This window comes from Stenotrophomonas sp. 2619, from assembly GCF_040548725.1.
Classification (GTDB): Bacteria; Pseudomonadota; Gammaproteobacteria; order Xanthomonadales; family Xanthomonadaceae; genus Stenotrophomonas; species Stenotrophomonas maltophilia_AP.
In genome coordinates this window covers 210,103-222,772 of the sequence record NZ_JBEPSF010000006.1, presented here as the reverse complement: position 1 = coordinate 222,772, position 12,670 = coordinate 210,103, and the positions used below count along the sequence as shown (strand labels likewise).

Below are 12,670 nucleotides of genomic sequence, written 5' to 3'. Positions count from 1 at the left end.
GTTGGGCGCTGGGGCCCCATGCCCTTGGAGGCGAAATAAAGGAGGAGGTGGCGGCCGCAGGCCGACGCCGGGGGACATTCGCCGGAAAGGGCATGGGGCCCCAGCGCCCAACCCGCCGACGGTTGCGCCTGGACAGGGCGAAGAACCAAAAAAAATGCCGGCACAGGGCCGGCATTTTTTCAGGTGCGGTCAGGCCGGTATCAGCCGTTCCACTTGCCCAGTGCCGCCTGGCCATTTTCCTTGGCGCGGTCGTACACGGTCTGCTGTGCCTTGGCGATGTTGGCCTTGGTGTCCTTGGCCCACAGCTTCAGCGCGGCCTGCTGCATGGCGCGGCCGTAGGAGAAGCTCAGCGGCCACGGCAGGTTGCCCATCTGGTTCATGGCATCCAGGTGCGCGGTGGACTGCTCGTCGGTCTGGCCGCCGGACAGGAACACCACGCCCGGCAGGATCGCCGGCACGGTGCTCTTGAGGCACATCACGGTCGACTCGGCCACTTCCTCGACGTCGGCCTGCTCTTCGCAGCCCTTGCCCGAGATGACCATCGAGGCCTTCAGGATGGTGCCTTCCAGCAGCACGTTCTGCTGGTACAGCGCGTCGAACAGCGAACGCAGGGTGGCTTCGGTGACTTCGTAGCAGGTTTCGATGTCGTGGTCGCCGTCCATGATCACTTCCGGCTCGACCATCGGCACCAGGCCGCATTCCTGGCACAGCGCCGCGTAACGGGCCAGCGCGTGGGCGTTGGACTCGATGCAGGTGCCCGACGGGATGCTTTCGCCGATGTTGATCACCGCACGCCACTTGGCGAAGCGCGCACCCAGCTTGTAATACTCCTGCAGGCGCTCGCGCAGGCCGTCCAGGCCTTCGGTCACCAGCTCACCGGGGCAGCCGGCCAGCGCGTGGGCGCCCTTGTCGACCTTGATGCCCGGAATGATGCCGTTGTCGGCCATGTACTTGGCAAACGGTACGCCGTCCTTGGTGGACTGGCGGATGGTTTCGTCGTACAGGATCGCGCCGGAGATATGCTCGTTCAGCTTCGGCGTGGTCAGCAGCATTTCGCGGTAGGCGCGACGGTTCTCTTCGGTGTTTTCCAGGCCGACGCTGGCGAAGCGCTTGCCGATGGTGCCGGTGGATTCGTCGATCGCGATGATGCCCTTGCCCGGGGCGACCATGGCCTGGGCGGTTTCGGCCAGCTGTTCGATGCTCATGTATTTCCTGTGGCGGGTGCGGGAAAACCGCAATTATAGCGCCCGCCTCCTGTGAACTGACCGTCCACAGAATCTGGAAACGCTTTCAGGTGCCGAACGCAGGACGGCGCGACGTTTCCGCCGCGCCGCCGTGTGCTGCACTGCCGGTTTTTTTGCCCGGCGTTGCGCTTACAGGTCGCCCAGACCGCTGGCGCGCCCGTCTTCACCCACTTCCAGCAGGCGCAGGGTGTTGGTGGCGCCATGGGTTTCCATGTGCTCGCCGCTGGTGAACACCACGCGGTCACCGGCCTGCAGCTGGTTGGCTTCCACCAGCAGGCGGATGCTGCCGCGGGCGGCTTCGCGCGGGGTGAAGCCGCGGCTGTCGAAGTTGATCGGGAACACGTCTCGCATCAGCGCCATCTGGCGACGGGCGCCGTCGTGGCGGGTCACCGCGAACACGGGAGCCGAGGCACGGAAACGTGACAGGTAGCGCGCGGTGCCACCGGATTCGGTCATCGCCACGATCGCGCGCACGCCCACGTGCTGGGACAGGAACATGGTGGCCATGGCGATGGCCTGGTCGGCACGTTCGAGGTTGCGCGGCGAGGCGCCGAAGTCGGTTTCGGTCTGGAACTGGCGTTCGGCGCCCAGGCAGATGCGCGCCATCGCTTCGACCGCCTTGACCGGGTACATGCCGGCGGCGGTTTCGGCCGACAGCATCACCGCATCGGTGCCGTCGATGACCGAGTTGGCCACGTCCAGCACTTCGGCACGGGTCGGGATGGGGCTTTCGACCATCGACTGCAGCATCTGCGTGGCGGTGATCACCACCTTGTTCTGGGCCAGCGAGGCCTTGATGATCTTCTTCTGCAGGCCCGGCAGTTCGGCGTCGCCGATTTCCACGCCCAGGTCGCCTCGGGCCACCATCACCACATCACTGGCGTCGACGATTTCTTCCAGGTTCTCGATGGCTTCGGTGCGCTCGATCTTGGACACCAGCGCGGCGTAGCAACCATGCGATTCGGCAATGGCGCGCGCATCGTTCATGTCCTGCGCGTTGCGGCAGAACGAGACGGCGATGAAGTCCACGCCGATCTTGGCCACGATGCCGATCAGTTCCTTGTCGCGCTCGGTCAGCGCGCCCAGCGACAGGCCACCGCCCTGCTTGTTCAGGCCCTTGCGGTCGGACAGCACGCCGTCGTTGAGCACGGTGTTGATGATGCGCTCGCCCTGCACTTCCAGGACCTGCAGCTGCATCAGGCCGTCGTCGAGCAGCAGCACGTCACCGGCCACCACGTCCTGCGGCAGGCCGAGGTAGCTCACGCCCACCTGGGTGGTGTCGCCCGGGGGCGGGTTGGCCGAGGCGACCAGGTCGAAGCGGTCGCCCGCCTTGAGGTGGATCTTGCCTTCGGCGAAACGCTCGATGCGGATCTTCGGGCCCGGCAGGTCGGCCAGGATGCCCACTTCCACGCCCACGCGCTGCGCGGCGGCGCGCACGTCGGCGGCACGCTTGGCCTGGCCGGACGGGTCACCGTGGCTGAAGTTGAGGCGGACCACGTTCACGCCGGCGCGGAAGAGATCCTCCAGCACGCCCGGCGGGTCGGTGGCCGGTCCGAGGGTGGCAAGGATCTTGGTGCGGCGCTGACGCTCAATCATGGTAAATGGGCTCCCGGGAAAGGATCGAAATTAGCACACCCTTCACGTCCCATGAATACGTTTACAGCCTTGGGGCAGCTGGCTCTTGCTGTTGTCCTGCAGACACCCGCGGACCGCCGGGCGGACATCGGTTGACGTCCAGATGCCGACAAGCCCCGACCCGGTTGGCTTTGCGCGCGACATGCGGCGGCGTACGGGACGCCGCCGCGTGCCTCAGGCGAGCAGTGTGAGCAGGTCGTCCGGCGTGTTTGCCAAGTGCTGCGCACCGGCCAATTGCAGCTCGTCGGCGCCGCCAAATCCCCACAACACGCCGATATTGCGCATGGCGTGATGACGCGCGCCGGCAATATCCATGCGCCGGTCGCCGATCATCCAGCACTGGTCCGGGGTCAGCGACAGGCGCTGCAGGGCTTCGGCGACCAGCTGCGGCTTCTCGCTGCGACTGCCGTCGAGGGTGGCCCCGATGACGTCCTCGAAGCAGCTGCCAAACGGCAGGTGGTCGATGATGCGGCGCGCGTGCGGCTCGTTCTTGGCGGTGACGATGGCCAGCCGGTGGCCGCGGTCGTGCAGTTCCTGCACGACCTGGCCGATACGCGGGTACACCGCGTGTTCGCGCCAGCCCACCACGTCGAAACGTTCGCGGTAGTAGGTGACCGCCTGTTCGACATCGGCCGGGTCGGCAAACAGCGGCGCGAAGCTGGTGCGCAGCGACGGGCCGATCCAGCGCCGCAGTTCGTCCTGCGGCGGAACCGGCTGGCCCATCTGGGTGAGCGCATGCGCCACGCATTGGGTAATGCCGACCGCCGAGTCGATCAGGGTGCCATCGAGGTCGAAGAACAGCGTTGCGCGCGGTTCGAAGGCGTGACGACCGATGGTCATCAGGCGCCCCGTGCTTCCAGTGCGGCGACCGCCGGCAGGGTCTTGCCTTCCAGGAACTCCAGGAACGCGCCGCCGCCGGTGGAGATATAGCTGACCTGGTCGGCGATGTCGTACTTGTCGACGGCCGCCAGGGTGTCGCCACCACCGGCGATGGAGAACGCCGGGGAGGCGGCGATGGCCTGGGCCAGGGCCTGGGTGCCGTGGCTGAAGGCCTCGAATTCGAACACGCCGACGGGGCCGTTCCAGACCACGGTGCCGGCCTTGGCGATCAGCCCGGCGTAGTGCTGGGCGGTGTCCGGGCCGATGTCGAGGATGAGGTCGTCTTCGGCGACGTCGGCCACGGCCTTCACGGTGGCTTCGGCGTCGGGGAGGAACTGCTTGGCAACGACGACGTCGGTGGGCAGGGGGATGTCGGCGCCGCGGGCCTTGGCATCGGCGACGATCTTTTTGGCGGTGTCGAGCAGGTCCGGTTCGTACAGCGACTTGCCGACCGGGTAGCCGGCGGCGGCGATGAAGGTGTTGGCGATGCCGCCGCCGACGATGAGCTGGTCGACCTTGCCGACGAGGCTGGACAGCAGTTCAAGCTTGGTGCTGACTTTGCTGCCGGCGACGATGGCGAGCAGGGGCTGGGCGGGGGCAAGCAGGGCCTTGGCGAGGGCGTCGAGTTCGGCCATGAGCAGCGGGCCGCCGGCGGCGATGGGGGCGAAGCGGATGACGCCATGGGTGGAGGCCTGGGCGCGGTGCGCGGTGCCGAAGGCGTCCATGACGAAGATGTCGCAGAGGGCGGCATACTTCTTGGCCAGGGTTTCGTCGTCCTTGCCTTCGCCGACGTTCATGCGGCAATTTTCAAGCAGGACGATGGCGCCGGGGGCAACGTCGACGCCGTCGACCCAGTCGCGCACGAGCGGGACCGGGACGCCGAGCAGCTGGGAGAGGCGCAGGGCGACGGGGGCGAGCGATTCGGCTTCGCTCCAGACGCCTTCGGTGGGGCGGCCAAGGTGCGAGGTGACCATGACGGCGGCGCCCTTTTCGAGTGCGAGCTTCAGCGTCGGCAGCGAGGCGCTGATGCGCTGTTCGGAGGTGATGCGGCCATTTTCGATCGGTACGTTGAGGTCCTGGCGGATCAGCACGCGCTTGCCGGAGAGATCGAGGTCGGTCATGCGAACGATGGACATGGGCAACTCTTTGGCTGAAGAAGGAAAGGGCGCCACGCACGGCGCAGACGACCATTGTCCCGGCTGCGCGGGTGCATCGCAAATTTCCGGGCGGGAGCTGAAGGCGGGAGCCAAAGCCAGGGCCAAAGCCAAAGCCAAAGCCAAGTCCACGTCCACGTCCAGAGCAGCGCGGCCGATGCTCCTTCGCTGTGCGGGGGCCTGTGGGTTCACGGGACACGCTGCAAGTACGTCCATGTAAGCTCCGTCGCCGCATCCATGCGGCTCAGGGTCCCGTGAACCCACAGCCCCCCACACTCGACACTGGGTCGGCGCGCATGGAAGAGCAAAACCGTGTTGCCGGGCGCTGCCCGGCAGCCTCATCGTCATGAGTGCGGAAGGAGGGTGAGAAGCACGTCCACAAAGCAGCACTCGGACACGTAGCGCCGGGCTCTGCCCGGCATCTCTCATACCTCACCGACGCGGAAGGATGATGAAAAGCACATCATTCATGCGCCGCTCGGACACGTAGCGCCGGGCTCTGCCCGGCAGCTCTCATACCTCACCGACGCGGAAGGATGATGAAAAGCACATCATTCATGCGCCGCTCGGACACGTAGCGCCGGGCTCTGCCCGGCACCTCTTCCCCCACCGCCAACGCGATGAACCTTCCGGAGGTGGCCGGGTGGCCTTGCCCAGGACCGTGTGTTGCCATGGATGGCATCACCGAGCCCCCATGGACGGGTTTACGGCGTGTCCTGGGCAAGGCCACCCGGCCACCTCACCGCAGGAACAACCAAAGCGCTGCTCTTGCCGTCAACGAACAAACAACACAACAACAATCAACCACCAACATCCCCAGGCTTCTGCCGCAGCACGCTCACCGCAAAGCCGCCCACGATCAGCACGCCCAGCACCAGCAGCCCCCACAGCAGCCATTGCTTCCAGTCGCGCTGCGGGGCCACGGCGGCGTCGCCGCCCAGGACCTGTGCCTGCCCTTTCAGCGTGGCGGCGGCCGGCTGCCATTGTGCGCCCTGCTGCTCCCGCAGTTGTGCGATCACCGTGCCTACCGGTGCATCGCTGCGGCGGGCGCGCACGCTGCCGGCGGCCACGCTGTACGGCGGCTCGCCCTGGCTCAGGAACACCAGCGCCTCGGGCTGGTAGCCCAGTTTCAGCGTGGGCGCCTGGTTCGGTTCGGCCTGTGCTGCCACCAGCTTCCAGGAGCGGTCGCGCGTGGGTACCGGCAACGATTGTGTCTGCGACCGACGGCGTTCGGCGGCGTCCTGCACCTGGTAGGCCACCCACGGGCCTGCGCGGACCTGCCACGGCTGCGACGTGTCGTCGCGGCTGAGCAGGGTCCACTGCACCACGCTGTTGTCGGCGGTGCTGATGTCGACCTGGGAAATCGGGAAGCGTCCCTGCAGCTGATACTCGAACTCGCCCGGCTTGCCGGCCGCGCCCGACAGCGATTCCCAGCGCCAGTCGATCGCCTCCAGTGCCGGCGCCAGTTCGGCCTGCACGTTGGACAGTACCGGCAGTGCATCGGCGCCGATCGGCAGGATGCGGAAATAGCGCGCCTGGCGGCCGATCTCGATGCGCCGCTGCTGCAGGCGCCGCCCATCGTGCTGCAGATCCACCAGCGGCACGTCGTCGGCAATGCGCTGCCACTGGCGAAGATCGTCGCTGGCCTCCACCCGTACCCGCGCCTGCAGCGACGACTGCACCTGCCAGTCCAGGCGCAGCGCCTGCACGCCCACTTTCAGTGCACTGGCGTCCACCAGCCATCCGGCGGCCTGCGCACTGCCGCCACCACTGCGGCCCAGCCGCGCTTCCACCCGGCGCACGCTGCCGTCGGTGTTGCGTTCGGTCAGCAGCTGCAAGTCATCGGCCCCGGCGCCGGCCATCGCCGGCAACGGGAACCAGGCCAGGTCCTGCCACTGCGCCGGGCGCGCCAGCGGCTGGTCGGCACTCAGCAGCGTGGTCGGCAATGCCTGGCCCTGTGCATTGAACACCTGCACGTCGGCCAGCCGTGGCGACACCGCGCTGCGGTACACCGCTTCATCCAGCGTCACCCGGTACGCCCCGGCCTGTGGCTGGGACAGCTGCAACGGCCATTGCTGGCGGTAGTCCTGGCGTGCATCGGCGGACTGCGCCAGCGACGGCACCGCGGCCAGAGACAACACGGCGATCAAGGTACGCAACGTCATCACGACTGAGGCTCCACGGTAGCGTCCGGCGCGCGCGGCGGTGCCGGCGCGAGGTAGCCCACGACTGTGCACAGCAGGCCGTAGGCGATGAAGGAGGAAATGCCGAGCAGGTTGCCCAGGTGCTGGCGGTCGATCAGCACCAGCTTGGCCAGCACCACGCCCATCAGCACCGCGCCCACCAACCACAGGGTGCGCTGGCAGCGGCGCGAGCCCCATACCCAGCTGATCACACCGAGCACGCTCCAGACCACGGTGAGGCTGGTCTGGGCCAGGGTCGACGACCACAGTGCGTCGTTCCAGGCCACCGCGCCCCAGTGGTGCACGCTGTGCAGGGTGGTGCTGGTGAGCAGGGCGAAGCCGGCGATGGCCAGCACCGGTACGCGTCGACCGCGCAGCCCGGCCGGTGCCGGTGCCGACCACAGCCAACGCGCCGCCAGGGCCAGCACGGCCAGCTGCGCCAGTTCCATCGGATTGAGCAGGGGCAGCCACGGCAGCGGTGCGGGCGAGGCCGGCTGGACGAGCAGGCACAGCCAGCTAACGCCCAGCACGCCAAACAGCGTGGCGGTGAGCGCGCTACGCAGCACGTCGAAGCGTGCCCCCAGCGGCATCGCCAACCACGGCCAGCGCAGCAGTGCGGTGGCGGTGACCAGCAGCCACGGCAGCAGCGCCAGCGCCAGCGACCAGCCCTGCGCCAGCGCGAAGCGATCGGCCAGCCACATGCACGCCAGCGACACCACGCTGGGCCACAACACCCACCAGCTGAACTGTGCCGCCAGCGCCACCCGGTCCTGCCCACCGCGCAGGCACCACAGGCTGCGCACACCCAGCAGCGCGAACACGGCCCAGGCCAGCGCGCCATAGCCGGCGAACGGCTGCTGGTGCACGTCGGCCTGCCACAGCGCCAGCGGGAACGCGGCCAGCAGCATCGCCAGCGTGGTCAGCACCAGTGCGCGGGCCGGTGCGCGGCGATGTACTTCGGCTGCCACCCAGGCGCTGAAGGCCACCGCGATCAGCAGGGCATCCGGGCGGCTGTCGCGGTCGACGAACCGGCCCACCTCGTGGATCACGCCGCCCAGCCACCACAGCATGCCCCACAGGTAATACACGATGGCCGGCGAATCCTGGCGTGCACGCCGGTAGCACCACGCCGAGGCGAAGCCGGCCACGGCCAGCAGCAGCCCGCTCATGAAGGTGGGGTTGGTAATCGCGGTGGCATCGGTGTGCCAGTAGTCGGCGCCGACCACGAACCCGAACGCCGCGCCCAGCTGCAGCAGCGCGCCGGCGATCTGGGGCAGCCACCGCTTCTGGCGCAGGCCCAGCCAGACCAGCCCGGCCCCTTCCAGCGCGAACACGCTGGCGGTGGCGCGCGCAGACAGCGCCAACGGTACCGCCAGGGTGGCAAAGCCCACGGCCAGCACTGCATGCGACTGGCCCAGTGCGGCGTAGCGCGCGCGCCGGATCAGCGCCCAGCCGAGCACCGCATACAGCGCGGCCAGGCCCAGGGCACACAGGGCCAGCGCAAGCCGGTCGTCATGCAGCATGCCGGCCTGCAGCGAGAAGGCGATCAGCGGCGTACCGAACACCAGGCTGCCGTCGACCAGGTCGCGCGTCTCCGCCGGCTGGCGCCGTGCATACAGGATCGGAATCAGCAGGTAGAAGGCGAAGAACAGCAGCAGGAACGGCTCGGTGCTGCTGAACTTGTCGGCGCTGTACTGCAGCACGCCCCACGCGGTGCCGATGCCGAAGGTGAAGGCAAACCCGAGCAGGTTGAGTACCCGCCACGGGCGCCACCAGGCAATGGCCAGGATCGCCGCATTGAGCACGGCGTAGTACGAGAACAGCGCCACGTGGTTGCCGCTGCCGGTGGACAGCCAGAGCGGCGCCATGAACCCGGCCAGGATGCCCAGCACCGCCAGCGTGCGCGAGTTCTGCACCACGGCCAGCACGCCCATGCCGGCAATCAGCAGCACGCTCATCGCAAACGCCGGCAAGGCATCGATGAGGTCGTAGCGCTTGAACGCGGCGAAGATGGTCAGCAGCAGCACGCCAATCGCCCCGCCCTGCAGCGCCAGCGCGAACAGGCGCCGGCGGTCGCGCTGGACCCAGCCGAACACCAGCCCGCCCAGCGCGGCAGCGGCAATGGCCGCCAGCCGCAGCTCGATCGGTGCGTTCAACCAGCCCTGGTCGCTGGCGTACTTGAGCAGCGCGGCGACACCCGCCAGCAGCACCAGCATGCCGATCTTGACCGGCACGTTGCCGTCGGTGAACCAGTGTTTGATGGCCCCCACAATGCGCTCGCCCAGGCCCGGCCCGGAAGGCGGTGGCGGCGCACTGGGGGCCGGCGGCAGCGGTGGCGGCCGGCTGGGGGACGCGGCAGGCGCCGGAGCGGCTACCTCGGCAGGCGCGGTCGACGCCGTGGCGTCTGGCAGGGACGACCCGGTCGCGGTGGCGGGCGGTTCGGCGGCGGCGGCCACCGGTCCACGTGCCTGGTAGGGCTGGTCGGCCCAATGCACCGAACGCGCTTCGGGCGCTTCGGCGCGGACGGGGTCCGCGACGTCGGCCGGGCGACCGTCGAACTGCTGCCGTTCCAACGCCGCAACCCGCCGACGCAGGCCGGCGATCATCACCAGCGCCACGATCAGCAGTACCGGGATCAGCAGCAGCACCACCGCCACCAAGGCAATCAACGCTTCCATTCCACGCCATCCTCATAGGGAAGCCCCGGCGGCATCCTGCCAACGCCATGCCGGTGGCACGCGGCCATGCTAATGGATCGGCGGCGGCTGCGGGGCAGGCACCCCGCGGGTGCCCTGCCCCCACAAACGACGAACCCCGGCACGGGGCCGGGGTTCGCAGGTATTACCGAGGCAGCGCCAGGCTTACTTGGCGGCGACGACTTTGGCCATTTCCAGGCACTTGTTGGAGTAGCCCCATTCGTTGTCGTACCACGACACCAGCTTGACGAAGGTGCTGTCCAGCGCGATACCGGCATCGGCATCGAACACCGAGGTGTGGGTCTCACCGCGGAAATCGGTGGCCACCACCTTGTCTTCGGTGTAGCCCAGGATGCCCTTCAGCGCGCCTTCGCTCTGTGCCTTCACTTCGGCGCAGATCTCGGCGTAGGTGGCTTCCTTTTCCAGCTCCACGGTCAGGTCGACCACCGACACGTCCGAGGTCGGCACGCGGAAGCTCATGCCGGTGAGCTTTTTGTTCAGTTCCGGAATCACCACGCCCACGGCCTTGGCTGCACCGGTGGAGGACGGAATGATGTTCTCCAGGATGCCGCGGCCGCCGCGCCAGTCCTTGTTGGACGGGCCATCGACGGTCTTCTGGGTGGCGGTGGCCGCATGCACGGTGGTCATCAGGCCGCGCTTGATGCCCCACTTGTCGTTGATGACCTTGGCCAGCGGGGCCAGGCAGTTGGTGGTGCACGAGGCGTTGGAGATGATGGCCTGGCCGGCATAGGTGCTGTCGTTCACGCCGAACACGAACATCGGGGTGTCGTCCTTGGACGGCGCCGACAGGATCACCTTCTTGGCGCCGGCATCGATGTGCTTCTGCGCGGTGTCCTTGGTCAGGAACAGGCCGGTGGACTCGATCACCACGTCCACGCCGACTTCGTCCCACTTCAGGTTGGCCGGGTCGCGCTCCTGGGTCAGGCGGATCTTCTTGCCGTTGACCAGCAGGTCGCTGCCGGACACTTCCACGTCGGCCTTGAAGCGGCCGTGCACGGAGTCGTACTTCAGCATGTACGCCAGGTAGTCCGGCTCCAGCAGATCGTTGATGGCGACGATTTCGATGTCATTGCCGAAATTCAGCACGGCCGAACGCAGCACGTTGCGCCCGATACGACCGAAACCGTTGATGCCAACCTTGATTGCCATGTTCACAAGCTCCTGCAGCCGCGACGGTGCGGCGCCGATGGAAAGGGGCGCTCATTCTAGCAGGGCCAGACCGGACCCGGCCCCCGGGAGGCGAATGGGAACCGGTTACATGTGGAATTTCCTGGATTGATCCGAATCAAGGCGCTGCGGGCCCGGGACGGGAAAACTGGCCCCATTCCACCCGCAACGAGACACCCTCATGCGCAACACCTCCCCCCTCCTGCTGTCCGCCCTGGCCGCCGCACTTGCGCTGGCTGCCGCCCCGGCCATGGCCCAGTCCAAGGGCGACTGGACGATCGGTGCCGGCGTGCACCAGGTTGCCCCGAAGTCCAACAACGGTTCGCTGGCCGGCGGCACGCTGAAGGTGGACGTCGACAACGACGTCAAGCCGACCATCACCGGTGAGTACTTCATTGCCGACAACCTCGGCATCGAGCTGCTGGCCGCGCTGCCGTTCAAGCACGACATCAACATTGCCGGGCTGGGCAACGTGGGCAGCACCAAGCACCTGCCGCCGGTGGTGTCGCTGCAGTACCACTTCAACAGCAAGGGCAAGGTGTCCCCGTTCGTGGGCGCCGGCATCAACTACACCACCTTCTTCAGCGAGAAGACCAGCGGCGCGCTGGCCGGCAGCCGGCTGACGCTGGAAGATTCCTGGGGCCTGGCCGCGCACGCCGGCCTGGATTTCGCGATCAACGACAAGGGCTCGCTGCGCGTCGATGTGCGCTGGATGGACATCGACAGCAAGGTAAAGCTCGACGGCGAAAAGATCGGCACCGTCAACATCGACCCGCTGGCCTACGGCGTGTCCTACGTATTCAAGTTCTGATCGGCGGATCAGGACTGAGACAGAGCAACACCCCACGCAGCAAGCGTTTATCCCCGGCTTCGGCCGGGGATTTTTTGGTTTGAACGGCAGCCACCCATGGGGTGCCTCTACCTCGGCACCAGCAGCCACCCATGGGGTGGCTCTACCGCGGTGAAAGAAGGTGCCGGGCCGCGGCCTGCGCGTGCAGCGCCGCCGTGTCGAACAGCGGTACGGTGGCATCCTCATCGCCCACCAGCAGCATGATCTCGGTGCAGCCCAGGATGATCGCCTCCGCACCGCGGTCCACCAGCCGCTGCATCACCGCGCGGTACACCTCACGCGATGCATCCAGCACCCGCCCCTGCACCAGTTCTTCGTAGATGATCCGGTGCACCTGCGCACGGTCGTCGGCGTCGGGCACCAGCACCTCCAGCCCGTACCGCTGCGCCAGCCGCACGCGGTAGAAATCCTGCTCCATGGTGAACGCCGTGCCGAGCAATCCCACCCGCACCCTCCCCTGCGCGCGGATCGCTTCGCCCACTGGATCGGCAATGTGCAGCAACGGTACATCCACCGCCGCCTGCACCTCATCGGCCATCAGGTGCATCGTGTTGGTGCAGATCACCAGTGCGGTGGCGCCGGCGCCCTCCAAGGTCTGCGCCACCTCGACCATGGCGCGGGTGGCCGCGGCCCAGTCGCCAGCGCGCTGCATCGCCTCGATGTCGGCGAAGTCGAACGACCACATCAACAGCCGTGCCGAATGCATCCCGCCCAATGCATCGCGCACCTGCTCGTTGATCATCCGGTAGTAGTGCGCCGAACTTTCCCAGCTCATCCCGCCGATCAGGCCCAAGACCTTCTGCACTGCCGCTGCTCCCGTAGTCGTCCAGGCGCCAGCCTA

At 67.6% G+C, this 12,670-nt stretch carries 9 protein-coding genes; 1 reads left to right on the top strand and 8 read right to left on the bottom strand.

Annotation, left to right across the window (positions count from 1 at the left end; all coding sequences use genetic code 11):
- Window positions 1-200 precede the first annotated feature (200 nt).
- The 7 genes from ABIA71_RS08475 to gap all read right to left on the bottom strand — a co-directional run bounded on the left by ABIA71_RS08475 (window position 201) and on the right by gap (window position 10,961).
- On the bottom strand, window positions 201-1,205 hold the full coding sequence (locus ABIA71_RS08475; RefSeq protein ID WP_137190186.1) for a class I fructose-bisphosphate aldolase: 1,005 nt from the start codon (window positions 1,203-1,205) through the stop codon (window positions 201-203).
- Window positions 1,206-1,373: 168 nt separating this feature from the next.
- Complete coding sequence (gene pyk, locus ABIA71_RS08470) at window positions 1,374-2,840, bottom strand: pyruvate kinase (RefSeq protein ID WP_354284698.1); 1,467 nt, start codon at window positions 2,838-2,840, stop codon at window positions 1,374-1,376.
- A 213-nt stretch (window positions 2,841-3,053) separates the two neighbouring features.
- The gene (locus ABIA71_RS08465; RefSeq protein WP_354284696.1) at window positions 3,054-3,719 is read right to left on the bottom strand and encodes an HAD hydrolase-like protein; all 666 of its coding nucleotides are present in this window, start codon (window positions 3,717-3,719) and stop codon (window positions 3,054-3,056) included.
- Entirely contained in the window at window positions 3,719-4,894 is a 1,176-nt protein-coding gene (locus tag ABIA71_RS08460; protein ID WP_354284718.1) for a phosphoglycerate kinase, read from the bottom strand. The genes ABIA71_RS08465 and ABIA71_RS08460 overlap by 1 nt, the downstream gene beginning before the upstream one ends.
- 818 nt (window positions 4,895-5,712) lie before the next feature.
- Window positions 5,713-7,077 (bottom strand): DUF3999 domain-containing protein, encoded by a 1,365-nt coding sequence (locus tag ABIA71_RS08455; RefSeq protein WP_354284694.1) that lies wholly within the window; start codon window positions 7,075-7,077, stop codon window positions 5,713-5,715.
- Window positions 7,077-9,773, bottom strand: a complete 2,697-nt coding sequence (locus tag ABIA71_RS08450; protein ID WP_354284692.1) for a DUF2339 domain-containing protein — start codon at window positions 9,771-9,773, stop codon at window positions 7,077-7,079. The genes ABIA71_RS08455 and ABIA71_RS08450 overlap by 1 nt, the downstream gene beginning before the upstream one ends.
- Before the next feature lie 183 nt (window positions 9,774-9,956).
- Window positions 9,957-10,961 (bottom strand): type I glyceraldehyde-3-phosphate dehydrogenase, encoded by a 1,005-nt coding sequence (gene gap / locus ABIA71_RS08445; RefSeq protein WP_038686561.1) that lies wholly within the window; start codon window positions 10,959-10,961, stop codon window positions 9,957-9,959.
- Window positions 10,962-11,160: 199 nt separating this feature from the next.
- Between gap and ABIA71_RS08440 the strand changes: the two genes are divergently transcribed.
- Window positions 11,161-11,790, top strand: a complete 630-nt coding sequence (locus ABIA71_RS08440) for an OmpW/AlkL family protein (protein ID WP_354284690.1) — start codon at window positions 11,161-11,163, stop codon at window positions 11,788-11,790.
- A 142-nt stretch (window positions 11,791-11,932) separates the two neighbouring features.
- On the opposite strand, the gene ABIA71_RS08435 is transcribed toward ABIA71_RS08440, so the two are convergent.
- Window positions 11,933-12,634 carry an aspartate/glutamate racemase family protein gene (locus ABIA71_RS08435; RefSeq protein WP_354284688.1) on the bottom strand — a complete coding sequence of 234 codons (702 nt, stop codon included), beginning with the start codon at window positions 12,632-12,634 and terminating at the stop codon, window positions 11,933-11,935.
- Between the last annotated feature and the right edge of the window lie 36 nt (window positions 12,635-12,670).